The sequence below is a fragment of the Dinoroseobacter sp. PD6 genome (assembly GCF_028807315.1).
Classification (GTDB): Bacteria; Pseudomonadota; Alphaproteobacteria; order Rhodobacterales; family Rhodobacteraceae; genus Dinoroseobacter; species Dinoroseobacter shibae.
Map to the genome: position 1 here is coordinate 101,007 of NZ_JARAMN010000004.1, position 25,370 is coordinate 126,376.

Annotated in this window: 25 protein-coding genes; 16 read left to right on the forward strand and 9 right to left on the reverse strand. The window is 66.8% G+C overall.

Annotated elements, in window-relative coordinates:
* Positions 1–82: 82 nt before the first annotated feature.
* The 6 genes from PVW48_RS08565 to PVW48_RS08590 all read left to right on the forward strand — a co-directional run bounded on the left by PVW48_RS08565 (position 83) and on the right by PVW48_RS08590 (position 4,681).
* Entirely contained in the window at positions 83–1,801 is a 1,719-nt protein-coding gene (locus PVW48_RS08565) for a heparinase II/III family protein (protein ID WP_274581043.1), read from the forward strand.
* Positions 1,802–2,143: 342 nt separating this feature from the next.
* Positions 2,144–2,476 (forward strand): AtpZ/AtpI family protein, encoded by a 333-nt coding sequence (locus PVW48_RS08570; RefSeq protein WP_012179692.1) that lies wholly within the window; start codon positions 2,144–2,146, stop codon positions 2,474–2,476.
* 3 nt (positions 2,477–2,479) lie between these two features.
* Positions 2,480–3,226 carry a F0F1 ATP synthase subunit A gene (locus PVW48_RS08575; protein WP_274581044.1) on the forward strand — a complete coding sequence of 249 codons (747 nt, stop codon included), beginning with the start codon at positions 2,480–2,482 and terminating at the stop codon, positions 3,224–3,226.
* Between the two features lie 63 nt (positions 3,227–3,289).
* Complete coding sequence (locus tag PVW48_RS08580) at positions 3,290–3,514, forward strand: F0F1 ATP synthase subunit C (protein ID WP_012179690.1); 225 nt, start codon at positions 3,290–3,292, stop codon at positions 3,512–3,514.
* 77 nt (positions 3,515–3,591) lie between these two features.
* Complete coding sequence (locus tag PVW48_RS08585) at positions 3,592–4,116, forward strand: F0F1 ATP synthase subunit B' (protein WP_012179689.1); 525 nt, start codon at positions 3,592–3,594, stop codon at positions 4,114–4,116.
* A gap of 4 nt (positions 4,117–4,120) precedes the next feature.
* Positions 4,121–4,681 carry a F0F1 ATP synthase subunit B gene (locus PVW48_RS08590; protein WP_012179688.1) on the forward strand — a complete coding sequence of 187 codons (561 nt, stop codon included), beginning with the start codon at positions 4,121–4,123 and terminating at the stop codon, positions 4,679–4,681.
* 62 nt (positions 4,682–4,743) lie between these two features.
* On the opposite strand, the gene PVW48_RS08595 is transcribed toward PVW48_RS08590, so the two are convergent.
* From PVW48_RS08595 to PVW48_RS08605, 3 genes are all read right to left on the reverse strand, one after another.
* The gene (locus tag PVW48_RS08595) at positions 4,744–5,511 is read right to left on the reverse strand and encodes a FadR/GntR family transcriptional regulator (protein ID WP_274581045.1); all 768 of its coding nucleotides are present in this window, start codon (positions 5,509–5,511) and stop codon (positions 4,744–4,746) included.
* 55 nt (positions 5,512–5,566) lie between these two features.
* Positions 5,567–6,193 (reverse strand): OmpA family protein, encoded by a 627-nt coding sequence (locus tag PVW48_RS08600; protein ID WP_012179686.1) that lies wholly within the window; start codon positions 6,191–6,193, stop codon positions 5,567–5,569.
* 106 nt (positions 6,194–6,299) lie between these two features.
* On the reverse strand, positions 6,300–7,163 hold the full coding sequence (locus tag PVW48_RS08605; RefSeq protein WP_274581046.1) for a bifunctional helix-turn-helix domain-containing protein/methylated-DNA--[protein]-cysteine S-methyltransferase: 864 nt from the start codon (positions 7,161–7,163) through the stop codon (positions 6,300–6,302).
* Positions 7,164–7,274: 111 nt separating this feature from the next.
* Here PVW48_RS08605 and nth point away from each other — a divergent pair, with 111 nt between their 5' ends.
* Positions 7,275–7,919, forward strand: a complete 645-nt coding sequence (gene nth / locus PVW48_RS08610; protein ID WP_274581047.1) for an endonuclease III — start codon at positions 7,275–7,277, stop codon at positions 7,917–7,919.
* On the forward strand, positions 7,916–8,917 hold the full coding sequence (locus PVW48_RS08615; RefSeq protein WP_274581048.1) for an adenosine kinase: 1,002 nt from the start codon (positions 7,916–7,918) through the stop codon (positions 8,915–8,917). Before nth ends, PVW48_RS08615 begins: the two co-directional genes overlap by 4 nt.
* Before the next feature lie 182 nt (positions 8,918–9,099).
* On the opposite strand, the gene PVW48_RS08620 is transcribed toward PVW48_RS08615, so the two are convergent.
* Both PVW48_RS08620 and PVW48_RS08625 read right to left on the reverse strand, forming a co-directional pair.
* Positions 9,100–10,557: an aldehyde dehydrogenase family protein gene (locus PVW48_RS08620; protein WP_274581049.1), complete on the reverse strand. Its 1,458-nt coding sequence runs from the start codon at positions 10,555–10,557 to the stop codon at positions 9,100–9,102.
* Positions 10,558–10,583: 26 nt separating this feature from the next.
* Complete coding sequence (locus PVW48_RS08625) at positions 10,584–11,879, reverse strand: acetylornithine deacetylase/succinyl-diaminopimelate desuccinylase family protein (RefSeq protein ID WP_274581050.1); 1,296 nt, start codon at positions 11,877–11,879, stop codon at positions 10,584–10,586.
* Between the two features lie 105 nt (positions 11,880–11,984).
* Between PVW48_RS08625 and PVW48_RS08630 the strand changes: the two genes are divergently transcribed.
* Both PVW48_RS08630 and PVW48_RS08635 read left to right on the forward strand, forming a co-directional pair.
* Positions 11,985–12,248 carry a hypothetical protein gene (locus tag PVW48_RS08630; protein WP_044028055.1) on the forward strand — a complete coding sequence of 88 codons (264 nt, stop codon included), beginning with the start codon at positions 11,985–11,987 and terminating at the stop codon, positions 12,246–12,248.
* Position 12,249: 1 nt separating this feature from the next.
* Positions 12,250–12,903: a DUF1523 family protein gene (locus tag PVW48_RS08635; RefSeq protein WP_274581051.1), complete on the forward strand. Its 654-nt coding sequence runs from the start codon at positions 12,250–12,252 to the stop codon at positions 12,901–12,903.
* Between the two features lie 160 nt (positions 12,904–13,063).
* On the opposite strand, the gene PVW48_RS08640 is transcribed toward PVW48_RS08635, so the two are convergent.
* The 3 genes from PVW48_RS08640 to PVW48_RS08650 all read right to left on the reverse strand — a co-directional run bounded on the left by PVW48_RS08640 (position 13,064) and on the right by PVW48_RS08650 (position 17,390).
* Positions 13,064–15,406 (reverse strand): aldehyde dehydrogenase family protein, encoded by a 2,343-nt coding sequence (locus PVW48_RS08640; RefSeq protein ID WP_274581052.1) that lies wholly within the window; start codon positions 15,404–15,406, stop codon positions 13,064–13,066.
* Between the two features lie 44 nt (positions 15,407–15,450).
* Positions 15,451–16,428 (reverse strand): deoxyribose-phosphate aldolase, encoded by a 978-nt coding sequence (deoC, locus tag PVW48_RS08645; RefSeq protein ID WP_274581244.1) that lies wholly within the window; start codon positions 16,426–16,428, stop codon positions 15,451–15,453.
* 110 nt (positions 16,429–16,538) lie between these two features.
* Entirely contained in the window at positions 16,539–17,390 is an 852-nt protein-coding gene (locus PVW48_RS08650) for a helix-turn-helix transcriptional regulator (protein WP_274581053.1), read from the reverse strand.
* An 89-nt stretch (positions 17,391–17,479) separates the two neighbouring features.
* Between PVW48_RS08650 and PVW48_RS08655 the strand changes: the two genes are divergently transcribed.
* The gene (locus PVW48_RS08655; RefSeq protein WP_274581054.1) at positions 17,480–18,307 is read left to right on the forward strand and encodes a phytanoyl-CoA dioxygenase family protein; all 828 of its coding nucleotides are present in this window, start codon (positions 17,480–17,482) and stop codon (positions 18,305–18,307) included.
* Between the two features lie 9 nt (positions 18,308–18,316).
* Here the strand turns inward: PVW48_RS08655 and PVW48_RS08660 are convergent, their stop codons facing one another.
* On the reverse strand, positions 18,317–18,757 hold the full coding sequence (locus PVW48_RS08660) for a DMT family transporter (RefSeq protein ID WP_274581055.1): 441 nt from the start codon (positions 18,755–18,757) through the stop codon (positions 18,317–18,319).
* 175 nt (positions 18,758–18,932) lie between these two features.
* Between PVW48_RS08660 and PVW48_RS08665 the strand changes: the two genes are divergently transcribed.
* The 5 genes from PVW48_RS08665 to PVW48_RS08685 all read left to right on the forward strand — a co-directional run bounded on the left by PVW48_RS08665 (position 18,933) and on the right by PVW48_RS08685 (position 25,347).
* Positions 18,933–19,622 carry an MBL fold metallo-hydrolase gene (locus tag PVW48_RS08665; protein WP_274581056.1) on the forward strand — a complete coding sequence of 230 codons (690 nt, stop codon included), beginning with the start codon at positions 18,933–18,935 and terminating at the stop codon, positions 19,620–19,622.
* Positions 19,623–19,739: 117 nt separating this feature from the next.
* A complete protein-coding gene (locus PVW48_RS08670) occupies positions 19,740–21,473 on the forward strand; it encodes an ABC transporter substrate-binding protein (RefSeq protein WP_012179672.1) in 1,734 nt (577 codons plus the stop codon).
* A 174-nt stretch (positions 21,474–21,647) separates the two neighbouring features.
* On the forward strand, positions 21,648–22,667 hold the full coding sequence (locus tag PVW48_RS08675) for an ABC transporter permease (protein ID WP_012179671.1): 1,020 nt from the start codon (positions 21,648–21,650) through the stop codon (positions 22,665–22,667).
* Positions 22,664–23,608 carry an ABC transporter permease gene (locus tag PVW48_RS08680; RefSeq protein ID WP_274581057.1) on the forward strand — a complete coding sequence of 315 codons (945 nt, stop codon included), beginning with the start codon at positions 22,664–22,666 and terminating at the stop codon, positions 23,606–23,608. Before PVW48_RS08675 ends, PVW48_RS08680 begins: the two co-directional genes overlap by 4 nt.
* 8 nt (positions 23,609–23,616) lie before the next feature.
* Positions 23,617–25,347: an ABC transporter ATP-binding protein gene (locus tag PVW48_RS08685; RefSeq protein ID WP_274581058.1), complete on the forward strand. Its 1,731-nt coding sequence runs from the start codon at positions 23,617–23,619 to the stop codon at positions 25,345–25,347.
* The last annotated feature ends 23 nt before the right edge of the window (positions 25,348–25,370 follow it).

The following is a 25,370-nucleotide window of genomic DNA, read 5'->3' on the forward strand; positions in this document are numbered from 1 at the left end:
CTGGCACATCCTAGAGTGCGCCCCGGGCGACAGGACCCGACGCAACACCACAGCTGAGAAAACCACCGAAAAGACAGGGGCAATGGCGGGCAGTCTGCAACAGGACCTTTCACGGTCGACGGGCTCGCGCTCCCTCGGCCACAGGGTCATGGACGGGTTCCATGCCCGGCTGGCGCGGTTCGGGCGTCCGGCCACGGCCTTCGTCTCGACGCCGGAGCCCACGAGCTTCGGCGATCCGGCGCGGGGGCGGCAGTTGCTGGCGGGCAATCACCTGATCAATGGGGAGGTGATCACCGCGCCGGGCGTGTCGCTGTGGGAGATTGCCGAGAACGCGCCGGGGCGCGATGCGCTGCTGCTGCATGATTTCAAATGGCTGGATGATCTCGCGGCCCTGGGCGGCCCGGCGGCACAAGGGCTGGCGCAGACTGCGCTGGGCGAGTGGATCGCGCGTTACGGGACCGGGCGTGGGCCGGGCTGGACCCCGGACCTGACCGCGCGGCGGATGATGCGCTGGATTTCCCATGCGGTGATGTTGCTGGGCGGGGAAGGATCGCGCCTGTCGCCGGGGTTCTTCCGGTCGCTCGGGCAGCAGGGCGTGTTTCTCAGCCGCCGCTGGAAGACCGCCGCGTCGGGGCGCGCGCGGTTCGAGGCGCTGGCCGGGATGATTTATGCGGGGATGAGCCTGCGCGGGCTGGAGGGGCGGGTGGATGCCGCCGCCGCCGCCCTCGACCGGGCCTGCGCGGCGGAAATCGACGGGCAGGGGGGGCTCGCCTCTCGCAACCCCGAAGACATGCTGGAGGTGCTGCTCCTGCTGACCTGGGCCGCGGACGCGTTGGAGGAGCGGGGCCGCAGCCCGAGCGTGGAGCAGGTGCGCGCCATCGCCCGGATCGCGCCGTCCTTGCGTGCGCTGCGTCACGGCGATGGCGGGCTGGTGCGTTGCCACGGCGGCGGGCGCGGCGCGGCAGAGCAGGTGGCGCAGGCGCTGGCCCGGACCGGGATTGTCGAGACCTCGGATGCGACGCTGGTGATGGGCTATGCCCGGCTGGCGGCGGGCAGCACCACGGTGATCCTCGATGCCGCGGTGCCGCCGCGGGGGGCAGGGGCGCTCTCGGCCCATGCCAGCACGCTCGCCTTCGAGATGACCTCGGGCCGGTTCCCGATCGTGATCAATTGCGGCTCGGGGGCGAGTTTCGGGGCGGAGTGGCGCCGGGCCGGGCGTGCGACTGCGTCCCATTCTACCCTGGGGATCGACGGCACCTCTTCCTCCCGGCTGGAGCCGCGGGCGCGGCGGCGGGGCCAGGACGAGGCCCTTCTCGACGTGCCCACGCGGGTGACGGTGGAGGCGTTCGATACGTCGCCGCATCTGCGCGGGCTGCTGCTGACCCATAACGGTTATGACCCGACCCACGGTTTGACCCATGCAAGGCAGGTGCAGTTGATGGCCGATGGGCGGATGCTGGAGGGCACCGATACGCTGGCTGCGCTGGAGCCCGGCGCACGCCTGCGCTGCGACCGGGCGATGACGGCAGCGGGCGGCGCGGGGCTGGCCTTCACGGTGCGGTTCCACCTGGCCCCCGAGGTGGAGGCGCAGGTCGACATGGGGGGCACCGCGGTGTCGTTGCTGCCGGGCGGTGACGAGGTGTGGATCTTCCGGGCGCGGGGGGCGCGGATGGCGCTTGCCCCCAGCGTCGCGCTCGAACGCGGGCGGCTGAAGCCCCGCGCTACCCGGCAGATCGTGCTGACCGGGCGGCTTCTGGATTATGCCACGGAGCTGGACTGGTCCTTCACCCGGGTGAGCTGACCCGTCTTGATTGGCGCGCCTGCGGCGCAGGAGATACCTGGCCCTGCGGGCCGTTCGGGGGCGCTGCCCCCGCCGCGCTGTGCGCGTCTCCCCCAGAGTATTTTCACACAGATGAAGGGAGGGGCGGCGCGCCCGGTGGTGGGCATGTCGGTCAAGATCAACCGGATGGTTGAATGTGCCGAGGGGACGAGGCGGCGCTGACGACCAGGCGGCCAGCTTGTCGCACCTATATATTTTTTCATAATATCAAATTGTTACGGGTTTCGCGCGCCGCGACGCAGCGCGTTGACTCTGCCCCATCCCTCGGCCTAGCTTGCGCGCAACAACGCGGAGACGTGCGGTATGGCTGACGGGCCTGAGGAGCACCGCCTGCGGGCGCTGGAGGAGAGGATCGCGGCGGCCAAGAAGGCGCAGGCCCCTGCTCCGGCGAAGGACGAACATTACAGCCTGGCGCAACACGCCTGGCGCATGGTGGTGGAGCTTGTGGCCGGTCTCGGGATCGGCTTCGGCATCGGGTACGGGCTGGACAGCCTGTTCGGCACAACGCCGATCCTCCTGGTGCTTTTTACATTGCTGGGGTTTGCGGCGGGGGTGCAGACGATGATCCGCTCCTCGAACGAGATCCAGGCACAGAGACTGAAGGCGGAGCGTTCCGCCGAAGACGAAGGGGACTGAAACGTGGCGACCGAAGAAGGCACCGGCCTCACATTCTATCCGATGGATCAGTTCATCGTGTCTCCCCTGTTTGGGGATGGACCGGTGCACTTCTACACCCCGACCAACGTGACCTTGTGGATGGCCCTGGCCGTGGCGGCGATCGCGCTTCTGCTGGTGGCGGGGACCCGCGGGCGCGCTGTGGTTCCGAGCCGGGCGCAGTCGATTGCCGAACTGGCCTACGGGTTTGTCTACAAGATGGTCGAGGACGTGACCGGCAAGGACGGGATCAAGTATTTCCCGTATATCTTCACGCTCTTCATGTTCATCTTGGTGGCCAACTTCCTCGGGCTGATCCCGATGAGCTTCACCACCACCTCGCACATCGCGGTGACCGCGGTGCTGGCGCTAGCGGTGTTCATCACCGTCACGGTGATCGGGTTCGTCAAGAACGGGGCCTCTTTCCTCAGCCTCTTCTGGGTGGCCTCCGCGCCCCTGGCGCTGCGCCCGATCCTCGCGGTGATCGAGATCATCTCCTACTTCGTCCGTCCGGTCAGCCACTCCATTCGTCTGGCGGGCAACATGATGGCCGGCCACGCGGTTCTGAAGGTGTTCGCGGGCTTTGCCCAGGTGGCGGCCGTAGCCCCCATCGCGATCATCGGCGTCATGGCGATCTACGGGCTCGAAGTTCTGGTGTCGGCCATCCAGGCCTACGTCTTCACCATCCTGACCTGCGTGTATCTCAAGGACGCACTGCACCCGCATCACTAAGACAACCGGCGGGGGCGACCCCCGCCTCCGCAACTCAGCAATTCCATCGTAAGGAGACATATCATGGAAGGCGAACTCGCACATATCGGCGCAGGCCTGGCAGCAATCGGTTCCGGCGCAGCCGCAATCGGTGTGGGCCACGTGGCAGGCAACTTCCTGGCAGGTGCTCTGCGGAACCCGTCGGCAGCCGCCGGCCAGACCGCGACCCTCTTCATCGGCATCGCGTTCGCAGAAGCTCTGGGGATCTTCGCATTCCTCGTTGCTCTGCTGCTGATGTTCGCCGTCTGATCTTTCCCAAGCCATCCTTACGGTCGGGTCAGCCTCAAACGGGCTGATCCGATGGATTGAGGGCCAAGGAGGGACGTATGGCAACCGAAGCAACAGGGGCCGTCGAGGCCGCGCCGGGGATGCCCCAGCTCGACTTCTCGACCTTTCCCAACCAGATTTTCTGGCTGATCATCACGCTCGTCGCGATCTACCTGATCCTGACGAAAGTGGCCCTGCCGCGGATCGGATCCGTTCTGGCGGAACGCAGCGGCACGATCACCAACGATCTGGCGGCGGCCGAAGAGCTGAAGCTCGCGGCGGTCGAGGCGGAGAAAGCCTATAATCAGGCGCTGGCCGATGCCCGTGCCGAAGCGCAGAAGATCGTCGCCGAAGCGCGGGCCGAGATCCAGGCGGATCTCGATGTGGCCACTGCCAAGGCGGATGCGGAGATCGCGGCCAAGTCCGCCGAAGCGGAGAAGGCCATCGCCGAGATCCGCGAAGGCGCCATGGCCAGCGTGACCGAGGTCGCGACGGACACTGCGCAAGCGTTGGTCGCCGCGTTGCTGCCCAGTGCCAAGGATGCGGATGTCTCCGCTGCCGTGGCTGAGCGTGTGAAAGGGTAATGGCATGAAAAAGTTACTCCTGCCTGCCCTGCTGACCTTCAGCGCCACACCGGCGCTGGCAGCGAAGGGGCCTTTCTTCTCGCTGGCGAATACCGACTTCATCGTCCTGATCTCGTTCATCGCCTTCATCGGGGTGTTGGTCTATTTCAAGATCCCCGGCATCCTGAGCGGCATGCTCGACAAGCGGGCCGAGGGCATCAAGGCCGAGTTGGAAGAGGCCAAGGCCCTGCGCGAAGAAGCGCAGACGCTGCTGGCCTCCTACGAGCGCAAGCAGCGCGAGGTGCAAGCCCAGGCGGATGCCATCGTGGCTACGGCCAAGGAAGATGCCGAGGCCGCAGCGGCTCAGGCGAAGGTCGACCTCGAAGCTTCCATCGCACGCCGGTTGGCCACCGCCGAGGACCAGTTGGCGTCGGCTCAGGCCGCTGCGATCAAAGAGGTCAAGGACAAGGCCGTAACGGTCGCGATTGCCGCCGCTGCGGACGTGATCTCGTCCAAGCTGGGCAAGGCCGAGCTGAATGCGCTGAACGCCGATGCGATCAAGGAAGTGAAAGCCAAGCTGCACTGATCCGCATCACGGAACCACGTGGAAAACCCGGCCTCCGTGCCGGGTTTTTTGCTGTTCGGGGCTCAGCGGGCCTGTTCGTGCTCGTAGCGCTGGCGCGCGATTTCCTCGTTCTTTTCCATCTGGCGCCAGTCCGCGAGGGAGCCTTCGACGAAATCCAGATGGTGCTGCACCGCCTCCCGCGCGGCCTGGGGATCGCGGGCCTGCAAGGCGGCGTTGATCGCCCGGTGCTGTTCTAGCAGCTGATCCCGGGTGGCGCGCTGCTTGAACATGATCTTGCGGTTGTAGAACACGCCTTCGCGCAGCAGGTCGAACATCGACCGCATCATGTGCAGCATGATCACGTTGTGGCTGGCCTCGACAATCGCCAGGTGGAACTCCGCGTCGAGCATGGATTCCTCGTCCGGGTTGCGCTTGGAGTGGGCCGCTTCCATCTTGCGGAAGATCGTGTCGACCACCTTGAGGTCCGTCTCGGAGCCGAGCCGCGCGGCCCGGTCCGCCGCCAGCCCCTCCAGGTCGCGGCGGAAGGCAAGATAGTCGAACACCGCCTCGTCATGCTTGGCGAAAAGCTGGATCAGCGCGTCCGAGAACGCGGAGCCGAGCACATCGGCCACGAATACGCCCGCACCCGCGCGGGTCTCCAGCAGCCCACGGGTCTGCAACTCGGCCAGTGCTTCGCGCAGGGACGGACGGGAGACACCGAGCTTCTCGGACAGCTCTCGCTCCGAGGGGAGCCGCTCTCCGGGCCGCAGAATGCCGCGCAGAACGAGTTGTTCGATCTGGCGAATGACCGAGTGCGAGAGTTTTTCCGACTGGATACGCTGGAATGGCATGGCGCGCTCCCTGATTGGTCAATTGATATGACCACTGGGGGCGCGCTGCAAGCGCTTAGCGGGGCGTTATGATGATCTCCACCCGGCGGTTCTGTGCGCGCCCGGCCTCGTCCAGGTTCGATGCGATGGGTTGATCCTCGCCCCGTCCGAAGGCGACGACCCGCGACGACGGCACCCCGTTCTGCAACAGAATCGCCGCGACCGCGCTGGCGCGCCGCTGGGACAGCTCCTGGTTGTAGCCCGCAGAACCGGTGTTGTCGGTGTGGCCTACGACCTGCACCGTGGTGTCGGGATAGTCGAGCAGGTTGCGCGAAAGCGCCGCCAGATCCGATTGCAGGGTGGATTGCACCACCGCACTGTCCACGGCAAACAGGATATCCTGCGGCATGGTCACCACCAGCTCGGAGCCGGTGTTGACGATCTGCACAGCGTCATTGCCGAGTTCGGCCTGCAGGTCCCGGGCCTGGCGGTCCAGCATGTCGCCGATGGCCGCGCCAACGCCCGCCCCGACCACGGCACCGATCAGGGCCTTTTCCCGATCCTCGGTCGCCCCGAGCGCGCCCCCGGCCAAAGCCCCGATTGCCGCGCCGGTGGCCATGCGGCGGTTGTCTTCGGTCACGGTGCAGGCGCTCAGCGCAAGCAGGCTCGCACAGGCGGCGATCAGGGGTACATGTACTCGCATAGGGCTCGTCCTCGATAGGTTTTGTTTGTCCGCATATCGGGTCAGTCGCGCCGGATATTCAATAGCAGACGGCGCAAGCCCACAGTCGCGGCGCCCTTTTGCCGGTTCAGCCGGCCTGTTCCAGAAGCGCGGCCTCCTGGGCCAGCATGGCGCGTTTGACCGGCAGGCCCCAGTGATAGCCGCCCAGTCCGCCTGATTTGCGCAACGCGCGGTGGCAGGGGATAAGCCAGCTGACCGGATTGCGCCCCACGGCGGTGCCCACGGCGCGCACGGCCCGGGGGGATCCGATGGCTTCGGCAATCTCCGAATAGGTTGTGACATGGCCCGAAGGGACTCGCAGCAGCGCCTCCCACACCTTGATCTGGAATGGCGCCCCGATCAGGTAGAGAGGCGCGCGGGCCAGATCTCCATCCCCCGCGCCGAAGGCCGCCACCGCCCAGGGCCGGAGCCGCGTCGGGTCCTCCACATACCGCGCCTTGGGCCAGCGCGCGACCATGTCGGCCATGGCGGCGTCGGTGCCGGTTTCGGCGGCGAACGCGATGCCGCAGATCCCCTTGTCGGTGCCCATGACCAGCGCGGGTCCGAACGGACTGTCGAACCAGCCCCAGCGGATCGTCAGCCCCGCCCCCTTGCGGGCGAACTCGCCGGGGCTCATGGCCTCCCAGGTCACGAAAAGATCATGGAGCCGCCCGGAGCCGGACAGGCCCAATTCCCCCGCCGCCTCCAGGGTGGTGAAGCGGTCGGCCAGCAGGGCCTTGGCATGATCGAGCGTCAGGTATTGCTGATACCGTTTGGGCGACACGCCGACCCAGGCCGAAAACGTACGCTGCAAATGGGCCGGACTCATCCCGATCCGGCCCGCCAGATCGTCGAGCGGCAGGGGTGTGCCCCCGGCGGCATCGATCTCTTCGATGGCGCGGCGGATCACGCCGTAATGGTAGCGGTCGTCTGCGGTCTCGGGGTCACTCATCTCGGGCCTCCTGTGACGCCCAAGGTAATCCGCCCCCCGCGCCCCCGCGACCCGAATTTTGCGCATTTGGCCCGCTTGCCCCGCGCGGGCGCATTGGGCATACCGGCGCGGATGGCCAAGCAACTCGATTATCATACGATCCGCGAGATCTTCACCCGGTTCCAGGCCGCCGAGGCCGAGCCCAAGGGCGAGTTGAACCATGTCAACGCCTACACCCTGGTTGTGGCCGTAGCGCTTTCGGCACAGGCCACGGATGCGGGCGTGAACAAGGCCACCGAGGCCCTGTTCAAGATCGCCGATACGCCCGAGAAGATGCTGGCCTTGGGCGAAGAGGGCGTGATCCAGCATATCAAGACCATCGGGCTGTATCGCAACAAGGCCAAGAACGTCATCAAGCTCAGCCGCATTCTGGTCGAGCAGTATGGCGGTGAGGTGCCGAATTCCCGCGCGGCACTCGAAAGCCTGCCGGGGGTGGGCCGCAAGACCGCCAATGTGGTGCTCAACATGTGGTGGGGGCATCCGAGCCAGGCCGTGGACACCCATATCTTCCGCGTCGGCAACCGCACCGGCATCTGCCCGGGCAAGGATGTGGTCGCGGTCGAGCGCGCCATCGAAGACCACATCCCCGTCGATTTCCAGCACCACGCCCATCACTGGCTGATCCTGCATGGCCGCTACATCTGCAAGGCGCGCAAACCGGCCTGCGGGGCCTGCCTGATCCGCGATCTCTGCCAATTCGAGGACAAGACCGAATGAGTGACACTTCCAAGGACCCTTACCAGGTGGTGGGGATCGGCAATGCCATTGTCGATGTTCTGGCCCAGACCGATGACAGCTTTCTCGACCATATGGGGATCGAGAAAGGCATCATGCAACTGGTCGAACGGCCCCGGGCCGAGATGCTTTATGCCGCCATGTCCGACCGGGTGCAGGCTCCGGGCGGGTCGGTGGCCAACACGCTCGCCGGATTGGGCGAACTGGGCTTGCGCTGCGCGTTTATCGGGCGGGTGAAGGACGACACGCTGGGCCGGTTCTATGCACAGGGGATGGAGGCCGAGGGCACCGCCTTTCCGAACCCGCCACAGCAGGTGGAGGCACCCACGTCCCGCTCGATGATCTTCGTGACCCCGGACGGGGAGCGGTCGATGAACACCTATCTCGGTGCCGGTGCCGATCTCGGCCCCGAAGATGTGCCGGAGGCGGTGTTTGCCCAGGTCGGGCTGCTGTTTCTCGAAGGCTACCTCTTCGACAAGGTGCCCGGAAAGGCCGCGTTCGAGGCCGCGGCGCGCTATGCGCGCGGGGCGGGGGGGCATGCGGGGATCACCCTGTCCGATCCGTTCTGCGTGGACCGGCACCGGGCGGATTTCCAGCGCCTCGTGGCCGATGAGCTGAACTTCGTCATCGGAAACGAGCATGAATACATGGCGCTGTACGAGACCGAGGACCTCGGGGCCGCGCTGGCCCGCGCTGCGTCGGTCTGCGAGCTTGTGGTCTGCACTCGGTCGGGTGACCCGGTGGTGGTGATCCGCGGCGACGCGCGCGTCGAGGTGCCGGTCACACGGGTTGTGCCGGTGGATGCGACCGGGGCAGGGGACCAGTTCGCCGCCGGGTTCCTCTACGGGCTGGCAACGGGCAAAAGCCTCGAGGTCTGTGGCCGCATGGGCGTGATTGCCGGATCCGAGGTGATCAGCCATTTCGGCGCGCGTCCCAAGACGGATGTCCGCGCGCGTTTCGTCGCCGAGGGGCTGCTCTAGGGACGGTGCCGGGGCAAGCGGTTTCGAAACCGCTTGGGCGCCCGGTTGTGGGCACTCGGCGCAGGAGCGGCCGTAATTCGGCTTGAGTCGTTGCGCGATCGGGGCGTCACAAATGGGCTGCCCTGTCCGCGAAGGGCTGCAAGCGGCTTCGAAGCGGCTTGGCCCGTGGCCCGCGCGGGTCCCTAGCCGTGATGGGTCGCCACCGTCTTGAGTTGCGAGAAGCCGAAAAGCGCCTCGAACCCCTTCTCGCGCCCATGGCCGGACTTGCCCACCCCGCCGAAGGGCAGCTCGACCCCGCCGCCCGCGCCATAGGTGTTCACAAAGACCTGCCCGGCGCGCAGTCGCTTCGGCATCCGCATTTGGCGCGCGCCGTCGCGGGTCCAGATGCCCGCGACGAGGCCAAACTCCGTGCCATTGGCCAGCGCGATCGCCTCTTGCTCGGTCTCGAAGCGCATCAGGATCTGCACCGGGCCGAAGATTTCCTGCTGCGCCAGCGGGTGATCGGCGGCAATCCCGCCCAGCAGGTGGGGCAAGACGTAACACCCGCCCTCGGGCGCCTCTGGCAGCAGATGCCCGGTGGCGAGGATCTGGTCCGGTTCGGCCTGCGCCAGCATTGCCGAGACGCGCGCCTTCTGCTTCGGCGAGATCAGCGGCCCGACTGCCGGATCGCTCAGGGCCGGACCCACGGTCAGGGCGCGATAGGCCTCCGCCATACGGTCCGCGACCGCGTCGAATACGTCCGTCTGCACGAGGATGCGCGCCGCCGCCGAACAGGTCTGGCCCGCGTTCTGCACCCCGCCTTTCACCAGAAACGGCAGGGCAGCGTCGAGATCGGCATCGGCGAACACGATCTGCGGGGACTTGCCGCCCAACTCCAGTGTCACCGGTGTGATGTGACGCGCCGCGGTCGCCTGCACTTCCGCGCCCACGGGGACCGAGCCAGTGAAACTCAGGTGATCCACGCCCGGGTGATCCGACAGGGCCGCGCCCGCCTCGGCCCCGAGCCCGGTCACCACGTTCAGCGCGCCGGGGGGGAGCCCTGCGGCTTCGGCCAGTCGTGCGAAGGCCAGCGCGGTCAGGCAGGCATCCTCGGCCGGTTTCAACACGCAGGCATTGCCCATGGCCAGGGCCGCGCCCACGGAACGGCCGATGATCTGCATCGGGTAGTTCCACGGCACGATGTGCCCGGTGACCCCGTGCGGCTCGCGCAGGGTGTAGACGGTATAGCCGCTCTGATAGGGGATCGTTTCCCCCATGACCTTATCTGCGGCCCCGCCGTAGAATTCCAGATACCGCGCCAGCGCCAGGGCATCGGCGCGGGCCTGGGACAGGGGCTTGCCCACGTCGCGGGCCTCCATCTCCGCCAGGCGGTCGACCTCACCCGCCACCAGCGCGCCAAGTCGGGTGAGGCACCGCCCGCGCTCGGTCGCACTCATCCGGCCCCAATCGCCGTCCAGTGCGGCCCGGGCCGCCGCAACCGCCCGGTCGATCTCTGCAGCACCCCCGCGGGCGATCTGCGCCAATGGCGTGCCATCGGACGGGTCGATCACCTCCAGCGTGTCGGCGCAGCGTTGCCAGACCCCGCCGATCAGGATCTCGTCGCCGGGAAATCCCGGATCGTATGTCGGTCTGTCCAGCATGGCCCCCTCCTTTGCCCTGCGCGAGGTTACGAACCCGGCTGCGGCACCACAAGCAGGTCCTGCAGCGTCAGGGCCATCACCTTGGCGCTGTCGACCATGTCGTCGATCCCCACCCATTCGTCCGGCTGGTGCGCCAGGTCGAGAATGCCGGGCCCATAGGCGATGCAGTTCTTCAGCCGCCCGATCCGGTCGATATGTTTCTGGTCATATGTGCCCGGGCTGACCACGTAATCGGGCTGCCGCGCCAGCACCCGCTCGATGGACGCCGCGACCGAGCGGACCACGGGCGCGTCCCGGTCCGCCATGGTGGGCTGCACCTCGAAAAGCTCGCGGATCTCATACTCGAAACTGGGCCGCGTGGCCTTCACCCGCTCCAGCAGCTGCGTGATCTCGGCCTTTACCTCGGCAATATCCTCTTCGATCAAAAACCGCCGATCCAGCACGATCCGGCAGCGGTCCGCGACGCAGGGCGCGGGCAGGCCGGTGTAATCCGCGTCCTGCTCCGGTTCGCCGCCATGGACGGAATTGATGTTCAGGGTGGACTGTCGCGCGCCCTCGGGCACCACGGGCATCTCGGTGCGCTTGGTGGCGAGCAGGGGATAGAGCACCGTCTCGATCTCGTGCAGCACCGCGCCCATGTGGCGGATCGCGCTGTCGCCGAGAAACGGCATGGAGCCATGGGCGATCCGGCCCTTGGTCTCGACCTCCGCCCACCAGACGCCGCGATGCCCGAGGCAGATCCGGTCCTTGTTGAGCGGCTCGGGGATGATCACATGCTGCACACGCTCAGGCGAGAACCAGCCCCGCTCGGCCAGATATGCCACCCCGCCGAAGCCGCCCGATTCCTCGTCCGCGGTGGCGCTGATCTCGATGGCGCCGGAAAACTCCGGGTGGGTGGCGATGAACGCCTCCGCCGCGATAACCGAGGCGGCCAGCCCGCCCTTCATGTCGCAGGCCCCGCGGCCATAGACGCGGCCGTCCCGCACCTCCCCGCCGAACGGGTCCATGGTCCAGCCATGGCCAACCTCCACCACGTCATGGTGCGAGTTGAAATGCACGCAGTCGCCCGGGCCCCCGCCCTCGTAGCGTGCCACGAGGTTCCAGCGGGGGTAGCGTTCGCTGTCGGCGGGGGCACCCTTGGCGCGCACCAGCTCGCACCGGAACCCCAGAGGCGCGAGTCGTGCCTCCAGAAAGGCACAGATGTCGTGATAGTGCCGGCCAGGCGGGTTCAGGGTCGGGATCCGGATCAGATCCCGGGTCAGCGCCACCAGATCGGCGCGCCGGGCGCTCACCGCATCGGTCAGGGGGATATCGTCGGGCATGGCCGCAGCCTAGGCCCCGGGCCGGGCAGGCTCAAGCGCCGTTGCGATCCAGCCCGCGCGCCCCACATATGCTGCAGGCAACATCCACAGGGCAGGGAGCACGACATGGCCGTCGCACGGGTTGGATTGATCGTTTTTATGGTGCTGGCAGTGGCACACATCGTGGCGGCCATGCTACAGCGGTCACGGAAATCGGCGGAACTGGAACGTCGGTGGATCGAGGAAGGCCAACCCGGCACATGGGCGGCCTATGAAAAAGAGGGGCTGGCCCCCCTGGAGCGGTCGCTGCGCCAGCGGTTGATCTGGGGCGTCTATGCCTTTCCGGCTGCCCTCGTGGGCATGCTGGCGATTTTGACGAATTGGGACTGACATGTTTTGGACCTATCTGCGCTGGACGCTGAAACTCACATTGTTGGTGCTGATAGGGGGGCTTCTGCATTATGTGCTGCCCCAGCACGACGTGGTGCGGATCGTGGACGCCTATGAGCGGCGGATCGACTTCACCGACAACAACCGGATCTTCTGGGCCCAGCCCGACAGTGGCGCGCCGGTGGCGGACAATCGCGATGTGCGCTTCATCGATGCGGTGCGGCCCAACGGCAAGCAGATCGTCTATCGCAACGAGGACACGAACTGGAGCTGGCCGTTCTATTTCAAGTTCGACTCGAGCGACCTGAATGCGGCGGCCAAGGACCTGGTCTCCACCGCCGAGGAGCCGACCTGGGTGATCATCCGGCACTACGGCTGGCGGTCCAATTTCTTCTCGATCTTCCCGAACGCGGTGCATCTGACGGTGACGGACACGCCAGATCCGCGGATCATCCCGTGGTTCAACATCGCGTTCTTCCTCGTGCTGGCCCTGATCGGGCTGCGGATCTGGCGCTGGTGGGTGAATTTCCACGAGGACCGGATTGAGCCGCTGGTGGATGACGTGGTGATCGCCATGCACCGGGCCGAGGACAAGGCTGACCGGACCGGCGGGCGGGTCGCGCGTTGGTGGGATCGGGTACGCGGTCGCGCCTGACGTCGGCGGAACTGGCGACCGAGGAACCGGGGCGCTGCCCCGGACCCCGGAGTATTTTTCCAAAGATGAAAAGGGCTGCGCGCCTCCGGTCGACCAAGGGACGGGTCCGGATGCGGGGGCGCGTTAACCTTAACGGGGGCCAAGGGAGGTGGAGCGGGGCTTAGGCGCCGTAGGGCACCCAGATCGTCTTGGTTTCTGTCGCTTGCGCCAGGAAGCTGCGCGCGTCCGCCTGCATCCAGTCGCGCGCCCGGCCGTGATTGACCCATGTTCGCTTGAGGTTGCCTGCGGCCTCCGCTTCGATCGTGGTGGAAATGTCCGCACCTGAGAAGCTCCAGACCGCGTCGACGCCGAGATGGCTGGCCAGCGGTTTGGCCAGGGCCTCATGCGCGCCGGTGACGATGTTGACCACGCCCGCGGGCACATCCGACGTGTCGAGCACCTGGTAGAGGTCGGTTGCCGCCAGCGGGAAGGGCTCGGACGGCACCAGCACCAGCCGGTTGCCCATCGCAAGGGCAGCCCCGAGGATCGACACCGCACCCAGGAGCGGCGCGTCATCCGGCGCGAAGGCCCCGATCACGCCGACGGGTTCCGGCATGGCCAGGGCGACCCCGCGGATCGGCACCGGCTTGACCGCCCCATCATACTTGTCCGCCCAGGCCGCATAGGTGAAAAGCCGGTCGATGGCCGCCGACACCTCTGCTTCGGCGCGGGGGGCGCGGCTGCCGGTCATTTCGGCGATCCGGGTGGCGAATTCTTCGGTGCGGGCGGACAGGTTCTCGGCCACGTAGTAGAGGATCTGCGCCCGCAGATGCCCGGTGGTCCGGCCCCAGCTTGCAGCACCGGTGGCGGCTTCGACGGCGTTGCGGATGTCCTTGCGGCTGCCCTCGGGTGCATGGCCCAGCAGTACGCCCTTGGGGGACCAGACGGGGCGGGAGTACCCGCTGTCAGGCCGGGCCTGCTTGCCGCCGATATACATCTTGGCGGTGCGATCGAGACCGCCGGGCTTCGGCGCTGCCGGGGCCGGGATCGCCGCCACCGGTACCAGCGCCTTGGGGGGCGCCGCTTGCTTGGTATAGGCGCGCAGGCCTTCCCAGCCGCCCTCCCGCCCGAAGCCGCTCTCGCGCACCCCGCCGAACCCCGCTGCTGCGTCGAACAGGTTGGTGGCATTCACCCAGACCACGCCCGCCGCCAGCTTCGGCGCGATGTCCAGGGCGCGGTTGATATTTTCAGACCACAGGGTCGCGGCCAGTCCGTAGCGCGTGGCATTGGCCACCTCCACCGCCTCGGCGGGCGTGCGGAAGGTGGTCGCGACCAGCACAGGCCCGAAAATCTCGTCCCGCATCAGCGGATCGGCGGGCTCAAGCCCGGTGATCAGGGTGGGTGGATAGAACGCGCCCTCCGCCGGAACCGTGCCGGGCTGGTGCACCTCCCCGTTACTGCCCGTGACCATCTCGGCCACCTTGGCGCAGTGCGCCGGGTCCACCATCGCGCCCACGTCGATGCACTTGTCGAGCGGATCGCCGATGCGCAGGGTCGCCATCCGCGCGCGCAGCTTGGCGTAGAACGCCTCTGCGATGCCTTCCTGCACAAGCAGTCGCGAGCCCGCGCAGCACACCTGCCCCTGGTTGAACCAGATCGCGTCCACCAGCCCCTCGACCGCCGAATCGAGATCCGCATCCTCGAACACGATGTAGGGCGACTTTCCGCCCAGCTCGAGCGTCAGCGCCTTGCCCGTGCCTGCCGTGGCGCGCCGGATCTCCCGGCCCACGTCGGTCGAGCCGGTGAAGGCGATCTTGTCCACGCCGGGATGCGACACCAGCGCGGCCCCCGTCGCCCCGTCGCCGGTGACGATGTTCACCACCCCCGGCGGCACCCCCGCCTCGCCGCAGATCTCGGCGAAAAGCAATGCCGTCAGGGGCGTCCATTCCGCAGGCTTCAACACCACCGTGTTGCCCATGGCCAGCGCGGGCGCGATCTTCCACGCCAGCATCAGCAGCGGGAAGTTCCACGGCACGATCTGCCCGCAGACCCCCACCGGCACCCGGTCGGGCAGTTCGTCCTCCATCAGCGCGGCCATGCCCGCATGGTAGTAGAAGTGCCGCTGCGCCAGGGGAATGTCGATGTCCCGGCTCTCGCGGATGGGCTTGCCGTTGTCGAGTGTCTCCAGCACCGCGAAAAGGCGTGAATGTTTCTGCAAGAGTCGCGCAATTGCATAGAGCACCCGCGCCCGGCCCTGCCCGCCCAATCGCGCCCAGGCGGGCTGCGCGCGGCGCGCGGCGGTCACGGCGGCCTCGATATCCGCCTCCGTGCCCTGGGTGACCTGCGCCAGTTCCGTGCCCCGGGCCGGATTGCGGGTGGCAAAGGTCTTGCCCGGTGCCTGAAACGTGCCGCCGATGAACACACCGAAGCGTCGGCCATGGCGATCGAGCCAGGCCTGCGCGGGCCCGTCATCCTCGGGCGCGGGGCCGTACTCCATGGTCTCGAAGATCTCCTTGACCGTCATCGCACCGCCCCCTTCATTGTTCTGAAAATACTCAAGCCGCGCCCTCAGCCCAGCGCGTGCCGGTGCGTCGCGGAATAGGCGCCGGTGACGTGGTGCTCCAACTGCCGCTCGATATCGCCCAAGAGAGACGAGGCCCCGAACCGGAACAGATCCGGCTGCAGCCACCGATCGCCCAGCTCTTCCTTGATCAGGCTGAGGTAGACCAGCGCATCCTTGGCCTTGGAGATCCCGCCCGCAGGCTTGTAGCCGACCTTCACCCCCGTCGCGGCCTCATAGTCCCGGATCGCCCGGATCATCACGAGGCTCACGGGCAGGGTGGCATTCACGCTCTCCTTGCCGGTCGAGGTCTTGATGAAATCCGCGCCCGCCATCATGCAGACAAGGCTCGCGCGGGCGACGTTGCCCAGGTCCCCCAACTCGCCCGTGGCCAGGATCGCCTTCACATGGGCGTCGCCGCAGGCCGCGCGAAACGCCCGCATCTCGTCATAGAGCGCTTGCCAGTTGCCCATCAGGACATGGCGGCGCGAAATCACGATGTCGATCTCGGCAGCCCCCGCCGCAACGCTCTCCTCGATCTCGGCCACGCGCAGGTGGAAGGGCGACAGGCCGGCGGGAAACCCGGTGGAGACGGCGGCGACGGGGATGCCCGAGCCCTCCAGCGCCTTGACCGCCACGTGGACCATTTCGTGATAGACGCAGACCGCCCCGGTGGTGACCGGCCCCATGCCGAGCGCGGCCAAAACATCGGGCGCCACGGGTTGGCGCGCCTTGGCACATAGCCGCCGCACCCGGCCAGGCGTGTCGTCGCCCGCCAGCGTGGTCAGATCGATCAGCGTGACCGCCTTCAGCAGCCAGGCCGCCTGATGGTCCTTCTTGACCGATCTCCGCCCGGGCAGGCTTGCGGCCCGGCGTTCCACGGCCGAGGTGTTCACCGCCACCGACCGCACCCAGTCGAGGTCCAGCGGAAGCCCCGGATTGCGGGGCAGAACCGTGTCGGGCAGGTGCCCCCGGTGCAGGTCGATCTGTTGGCCCGTGGTCGGGGTGTCCGTGGGGGTGCTGCTCACGGCATGGTCTCCTCTTCTCCCTGCGAAGGCTGACATGGGGGCGGAGAAGGCGCAAGCACGCCGCACCGTCACCCGCGCGGGGCCGGGCGGGCGGGCTGGACCACCTCGTGGCGATGGGCCCGGCGCCAGCGCGCGGGCGACGTGCCGTAATGGGCCTTGAAGAGCGCCTGGAAATGGCTTGGCGTCTCGATTCCGCAGGCCTCCGCGATCCGCGTCAGGCTCATATCAGTGCTGGTCATAAGGCGCGATGCATGGGCCATTCGGCGGGCATTGATCCATTCGGTCGGGCTGGCGCCCAGATGCGTTCGGAATGCCCGGGCGAGATAAGCAGGCGACTTGCCCGCGACCTCCGCCAGCGCCTTCGGGCCGCGGGTGAAAACGGCGGGGTCCTCGGCAGCGCGCAGGGTTCGGGTCAGCCAGCCGGGCAGGCCCCCGGGCAGGGCGGGCAACGGGCGGAGGATGCGCGTGTGCAACTCCAGCAGCAGCGCCTCCACCGCCAAACGGCTGCGCGGGCCTTCCTCCAGGCGCGCCAGCGCCCGGGCCAACATCCCCGCCTGGTCGGCGTCGAGGGCAAGGGTCACGGGGCGCGCCGCATCGCTCCAGAACGTGCGCCCATCCAACTCCGGGTAGCGCGCGACCAAGTGGGCGAGGCTGTCGGGGGCCACCAGCAGGTTGATCAGACTGGCCGGGCCGCCGAGCCCGTGGCGATCTTTCGGACGCACGAAGCACAGGGACCGAGCGGGCAGCGCCTCCCGCGTCCCGTTGATGCGATGTCGGACCGTGCCGCCGGTGACAAGGAACAGCTCATGGAAATCCTGGCCATGGGGGGCGGGCATCGGTCCGTCCTCCAGTGTCACGCGCGCGAAATGGCATGCCACGGGCGGCGACAGGTAATCGCGATGGCGCAGGATCAGGGGCATCGGGTGTCAACACAGAGGATATTTTGGGCAATTTACAGTCGGATCCGTTGCTCTACCAGAGAAATACTAACCGGGAAAGGAGCCTTGCCATGCTCGACACGCCCCCCGACCTGTCCTTTGCCCCTGTCCGTACCCTGGCCCCGGCGACCCTGACCGCGGCCCAGATCGACCACTACAACCGCGAGGGCTACCTCACCGGTCTGCGCGCCTTCCCGCCCAGCGTCGCGGAGGCGAATCGCGTGACCTTCGACGGGCTTCTGGCGGGGCTCGGGCGCGAAGGCGCCTATGCGATCAACTGCTACCAGGCCCGTGCCCAGGCGATCTGGGACCTCTGCACGGGCCCCGCGATCCTTGATGTGGTCGAGGACCTGGTGGGGCCCAACGTGATCTGCTGGGCGTCGCATTTCTTTTGCAAGCTGCCGGGCGATCCGAAACACGTCCCCTGGCATCAGGACGCCGCCTTCTGGCATCTGGCGCCCGCGCGCACGGTGACGGTGTGGCTGGCCATCGACGACGCGGATGCCGAGAACGCGGCGATGCAATTCATTCCCCGCAGCCACGACAAGGGCGCGCTGGACTGGCGGGCGTCCGAGGGCGGGGTGCTGAACAAGGAACTGGTGGATGCCGAGCGCCTGGGCGCACCGGTCACGAACGCCCTGCGCGCGGGCGAGATGTCGGTTCACGCGGACATGCTGGCCCATGGTTCGGCCGCGAACCTGAGCGACCGGCGCCGCTGCGGTCTGACGATCCGCTACTGCCCGCCGGAGGTGCGCATCACCGACCCGGTCTGGGCACGGGGGATCGAGGCGATCCTCTGCCGCGGCACGGATCCGACGGGCCATTGGCGCCACCATGCGCGGCCCCGGGGCAACGATGTCTCGCCGGAAAACAGCCCCCGCAACCTGGGCGGCAACTGAGCCCGCGGTTCACAGCCGTGAGAGAAGCAGCCCGGCGCCGACAAGAACCACGGCGGCGATGCGCGTCGGGCTGACCTCGCGCATCGCCATGCCAAACGCCCCGATGGCATCTAGCAACAATGCTGTCAGCAATTGCCCGAAGACCAGCGCCGCCACCAGCGTAACGACCCCGATCCGGTCCACGCTCCACGCCGCGGCCCAGACATAGACCGCCCCCAGCGCCCCGCCGCACCACGCCCACCAGGGCAACCCGCCCATGGCGCTCCAGCCGGGCACGGTGCCCCGCACCGCGACGATGCTGCTCAGCACCACGAACCCCACCCCGAAGGAGATCGCCGCGGCCACCACCGGGTCCCCGGAGGCCCGCGCCAGCTGCGAGTTGATCGGCGCCTGCAGGGCAATGCCCGCACCGCCAAGGGCAATCGCCCCGATTGCCAGCCAATAGGTCATACTCATGTCCTGCCTCGCGTTCTCTCCGGGGATCGTCCCGGCCACGAAACCACGTCCCGCCCGCGCGGACCAGAGGTCACGAAGAGGGTTGCTTTGTCTTGCGGCCTATGGTTGCATACCTATGCAAAATCATCGTGCACCATTACGCACCGACTTTGGGAGGGGAAGGGCGGGCATGCAGATCACATGGTTCGGCCATGCGGCGTTCAAGCTGACGGATGCCGCCGGTGCTTCGGTCATAACCGACCCCTACACGCCCGAAGGCGTAGGCTACGCGCCCATCACTGAGACCGCGGATCTGGTCGTGATCTCCTCCGACGACGACGATGCCCATTGCCGTGCCGACCTGATCTCGGGCGCACCCGCGGTGTGCAATGCGCTGAACGTGGCGCTCGATCACGGCGGGGTCCAGACCGTTTCGGGCCGCGAAATCCGCGCCATCGCCGCCGCCGAGTGGGAGCATCACCCCCGCGGGGTGCCCGGCCAGAACGGCATGTACCGCTTCGAGATGGACGGGATGCAGATCGCCCATATGGGCGATGTGGGAAACCCGCTCACCGATGACCAGATCGCGTTTTTCGAGGGCACCGATGTGCTGCTGGCGCTGGCGGGCGGCTACCTGACCATCGCGCTGCCCGACCTGATGAAGATGATCGACGCGGCCAAGCCGAAACTGGTCATCCCGATGCATTTTCGCACGCTCACCTACCGGCCGCGCAATACCATGTGGATCGAAAGCTTCCTGAGCCATTTCGACGAGGCCCAGGTCGATTTCGCCTTTGGCCCCCACGCCACAATCACCCCCGACACCCTGCCTGACACGACCCGCGTTCTGGTGATGGACTACCTGCGACCAGGCGGCTGACCAGCTGTGGGGAACTCAGCGCTTGAACTGCGCGCGCAGCCTGCGACATTCTGACTGCAAAGCGCTTTCAAAAGAACAACCGGCGCCATGGCCGGAGATGACAACAGGAGAACAGACATGACCCTTAGACGCACGCTGCTCACGGTCTCCGCCCTGGTCCTTGCGGCCACATCCGGCGCGGCACTCGCCCAGGATGTTGCCCGCGAGGACACGGTGATCTTCGACCTGGACCGCACCATCAAGGACCCGGAGAATTTCAACTGGTTCACCCCGGGGACCAAGCGGATGCATGGCGCGCACCAGGCCATGTGGGAGCCGCTTTTCATCCTGAATTACGGCACGGGGGAACTCGAACCCTGGCTCGCCAGCGGGTTCGAGGGCAACGAGACCAACGATGAGTTCACCGTCACCCTGCGCGAGGGCGTGGAGTGGTCCGATGGCGAGGCGTTCAACGCCGATGACGTGGTCTTCACCGTCAACATGGCGCTGGAGAACGAAGAGATCTCCTCGCGCGAGGCGGCCACCATCCGGGCCCAGGTCGCCAGCGTCGAGAAGATCGATGACCTGACCGTGCGCTTCAATCTGAACGCTCCCAACCCGCGGTTCCTGGTGGAAAATTTCGGGGTGCGGATCTTCGGGTCGTTCCTGATCATGCCTGAGCACATCTGGGCCGGGCAGGATCCCGCCACCTTCGCCTTCTTTCCGCCCATCGGCACCGGGCCCTATACCTACACCTCCAGCGCTACGAACCGGGCCATCTGGGACCGCAACGACGACTGGTGGGGCGCCAAGACCGGCTTCATGGACCTGCCCGAGCCCCTGCGCCTGATTTTTCTGGAAACGGGGGGCGAGGAGAGCCGCGCGCAGTTGATCGCCACGAACCAGATGGACGCGGCACAGAACGTCTCCGTCGGCACGTTCGAGGCGATCCGCTTCCAGAACCCAAATGTGATCGCCTGGTATTCCGACTACCCTTATGCCGCCGCCGACCCCTGCGCGCGGCAGTTGGAGATCAACACCACCGTCGCCCCCTGGGACAGTGCCGCGATGCGCAAGGCCGTGTCGCTGATCATCGACCGCAACCAGATCGTGAATGTCGCCGCCGAGGGCGCGACCGTGGCGTCGGAGACGATGTTCGCGCAATACGGCTCCATGGCGCCGTTCATCGACGCCGTGAAGGCGGCGGGCTTTGGCCTGTCGGACGAGCCGGACTTGGAGGCTGCGGCGGCCCTGATCGAGGGCGAGGGCTGGGCCAAGAACGGCGACGGGTTCTACGAGAAGGATGGCGAGGTCCTCAGCGTGGACATCCACGTGAATTCGGCCTCCACCGAGTATACCCGCACCATCGACGTGGTGGCCGAGCAATTGACCCGCGCGGGCATCCAGGCGCGGTCGGTGCCGGTGGAGAACGGCGTGTTCTGGGGCGAGGTGCTGCCCTTCGGCACGTTCGAGATGTCCTATAGCTGGCTGTCCTGCGGGTCGGTGAACGAGCCCTGGGCGTCCATGGGCCGCTATACGGTCAAGGACGTGGTGCCGGTGGGCGAACGCTCCCCGGGCTTCAACAACACCGCCCGGTGGGACGGCCCGGCGGCGGAGGCCTACAGTGCGATCGTCGACGAGATCGCGAAACGACCCCTGGGCGACCCGGAAGTGCCCGAGCTGGTGGCGGAGGCCTATCAGTATCTGGATGCGGAAATGCCGTTCATCCCGCTGGTGCAGTCGGCGAAGCTCCTGCCGATGAATACCACCTATTGGACCGGCTGGCCCACGTCGGAGAACTACTACAACCACCCGTTCTTCTGGTGGAACCACACGCACCAGATCATCCACAACCTCGAAAAGGTCGAGTGATCCAGGCCGGGGCCGGGGGCGCAAGCCAGTCGGCCCCGTCCCGCGGGATGGCCCGCCGCAGCGTCGGGAGCCCGGTGCGCCCCAAACCCCAGGTGCCGCGGCACCCGCAGGCCAGGCATCCCAGCCCCGCGCCGCCCCCGGCGCAGACCCGGTGACACCCAGGAGGAGACGGCCATGTTCGGCATCCCGCGATCCTATCTGATCAATCGCACGATCACCTTCGTGCTGACGGTGTTCATCGCGGCCACGCTGATCTGGCTGATCCCGCGGTTCTCGCCCGTGGACCCGGCCGAGATCATGCTGTCGCGCATGGCCGCCGGTGGCGGGGCCGTGGCCGACAGCGAGGCGATCCTCGCCCAGTTGCGGGCCGACTTCGGGCTGAACGACCCGCTCATCGTCCAGTACCTCAAATACATGGGCAACCTGCTGACCTTCAACCTTGGCATCTCCACCGCCTCCTTCCCGACGCCGGTCTCGGTATTGATTGCGCAGGCCCTGCCCTGGACGCTCGGGCTGATGATCCTGTCGGTGGTCATTACCTTCGTGATCGGCAATGCGCTGGGCGCTTTCATGGTCTGGGAGCGCACGCCGAAGATCTGGAAGGTCGTGATCCCCACCTTCATGATCTTCACCTCGATCCCGCCGATCCTGTCGGGGCTGTTGTTGATGTATATCTTCTCGATCACCCTGCGCTGGCTGCCGCTCACGGGCAGCTACGGGCTGACGGTGGAGCCCGGCTGGGACTGGGCGTTCATCTCGTCGGTGATCGAGCATGGCACCCTTCCGGCGCTCTCGATCATCGTCGTGACTTTCGGGTTCTGGACGCTCGGGATGCGGGGGCTGATGATCTCGGTGCAGGGGGAGGATTACGTCAACCTCGCCAAGGCCAAGGGGCTGAAGCCGCGCTACGTCCTCTACAAATACATGGTGCGCAACGCGATCCTGCCGCAGATCACGGCATTTGCGCTGAAGATCGGGCTGCTGGTCTCTGGGCAGATCCTGGTGGAGCGGATCTTCGGCTATAACGGCATGGGCAAGCTTCTGTACGACGCGATCCTCGATCAGGATTTCGCGGTGATCCAGGGCGTCAGTTACATCATCATCCTGATGACCGCGCTCTCGGTGTTCCTCGTGGACCTGATCTACCCGCTGATCGACCCGCGCATCCGCCTGTCCGAGGAGGCCGCGACATGACCGTGACACCCGACCCGCAGGCCCCGAACCAGCAGACCGCCGAAGCCAATCTCGACCCGGTCTCCCGCTTCAATCGCTTCGATAATCCGTGGCTGAACCCGAAACTTCTCTGGGGCGCGGGCATCCTGCTGGTGATCATCCTCGGAGGGATCATTGGGCGGATGCTGTGGGATACGGACCTCGTTTTCACCGGCTCCACGCCCCTGAAACTGCCGCCCCTGGGGTTCGAGAACCTGCGCCGTCAGGAAGGGATCGCCGATTACCCGCTGGGCACCGACGGGGCCGGGCGCGACATGCTGGCGATGCTGATCATCGGCACGCCCAACACCCTGATGATCGGGGCGATTGCCTCGGTGATCGGCATGAGCCTTGGCATCTTCCTGGGCTTTACCGCAGGCTTCGTCGGCGGCCGCGTGGACGACACGATCCGCGTGCTGTCGGACGTGATGATCACCATCCCGCCGCTCCTGATCCTTGTGGTGTTCCAGGCGTCTTTTGGGGATGTGAGCCTCGTGATGATGGCCTTCCTGATCGCGGGGTTCATGTGGCAATCGCCCACCCGCCTGATCCGGGCGCAGGTGCTGTCCATGAAACGCTCGGGCTATGTGCAAATGGCGCAGCTCAGCGGGGCCTCGACCTTCCACATCATGTTCCGCGAGATGCTGCCGAACCTGATCCCGTACCTGTTTGGCTCGTTCATCGCCAACGTCACCACCGCCATCGTCACCGCCGTCGGGTTGGAGGTTCTGGGCCTCGGCCCGCAACGGATCCCGACGCTGGGCCGGGTGATCTACGACGCGATCAACTCCGGGGCGCTGATCCAGAACCTGTGGTGGTGGTGGGGCCTGCCCACGGCCCTGCTGGCGACCATGTTCATCGCGCTCCTGCTGATCAACCTCGGCCTCGACGAGGTCTCCAACCCGCGCCTGCGCAAGATCTGAGGGCCCCGATGAACCAGCATGTCCTCGAGCTTACGGACCTTTCCATCGACTTCCCCACCGCGCGCGGGGTGGTCCATGCGGTCACGAAACTGTCCCTGAACATCCGCCCCGGCATCCGTGTCGGCTTCATCGGCGAGAGCGGCTCGGGCAAGACCACAACCGCCCTGTCGGTGATGCGCATGCTGGGCGGCTCGGGGCGCGTGGCCAATGGCACGATCCAGCTTGGCGATACCGATATCCTGTCGCTGGACGAGGAGCAGATGCGCCTCACGCGCCTTTCCCGCGTCAGCTACATCCCCCAGGGCGCGATGAACTCCCTCAACCCGATCATGCGGATCGAGAACCAGATCTGGGATGGCATCGTCGCCCATGAGGGCAAGACCGACGCGGCAACGCTCAAAGCCCGCTCGGATGCCTGCCTGGAAAGCGTCGGCCTGCCTGCGCGCACCGGGCGGCTCTACCCGCATGAGCTGTCGGGGGGCATGAAACAACGGGTCTGCATCGCGCTGGGCGTGTCCCTGAACCCCGAGCTGATCATCGCGGACGAGCCGACCAGCGCGCTCGATGTCGTGACCCAACGCCACGTGATGCAGACGCTCAAGGACGTGCAGGCCCGCATCGGCTCCGGCCTGATCCTGATCGGGCATGACATGGGGCTGATGGCGCAATCGGTCGACGAGTTGGCCGTGCTCAAGGACGGGGTGCTCGTGGAACACGGGGACGTCAAACAGATCCTGGAGGCCCCGAAACACCCCTATACCCGCGAGCTGATCTCGTCGGTCCCACTGGTCGGCGGCGACAGCTTTCTGGATGCAGAGGTCAACGCTGCCCCCGTGAAACGCGGCAAGGAAGGCGTCCCGCTGCTGGAGTTCAAATCCGTGTCGAAAACCTATGGCGACGTCACCGCGCTCCACCCCATGAGCTTCGCGCTCGATGGCGAGACCCCCAAGATCATCTCCATCGTCGGCCAGTCCGGCTCCGGCAAGTCCACCATGGGCAGCCTGATGCTCGGCTTCAATCCCCCCTCCGCGGGGCAGGTCCTGTTCGAGGGGGCCGACATCGCCAAACACTCCGCCGCCGACCGGCTGGAATTCCGCAAGAACGTGCAGGCCGTGTTCCAGGACCCCTATGCCTGCTTCAACCCGTTCTACCGCGTCGATCACGCGCTCAAGTTCCCCTACAAGCGCCTCGGCCTCGGCACCTCCGACGACGAGATCGAAGCCAAGATGCTGGAGGCCTGCGAGGCCGTGGGCCTCGACGGCGCGCTCATCCTGCGTCGCTTCCCGCACGAGCTGTCGGGCGGCCAACGCCAGCGCCTGATCGTGGCGCGCGCGCTCATGCTCTCCCCGAAACTGCTGATCGCGGACGAGCCGGTCTCGATGGTCGATGCGAGCCTGCGCGCCACGATCCTGAAAAACATCTACGACCTGAAGGACCGCTACGGCATCTCGATCCTCTACATCACCCATGACCTCGCCACCGCCTACCATGTCAGCGACTATGTCATGGTCCTCTACCACGGCCACGTGGTCGAAGCCGGCCCGCCCAAGGCCGTGATCGGCGACCCGCAGCACCCCTACACCCGCATGCTGATCGAGGCGATCCCATGGCCCGATGTCAGCCGCGACTGGGGCCAGGCCGATGAAGAGGCAGACGCCCGCCGCCTTGCCGAGATTGCCCGCGCGACCGAGACCGTGATCCGCGGCCAGGTGCCCGGTTTCACCCTCCACACCGGCTAGTCCCGCAAAGGCCCCCCGACCCA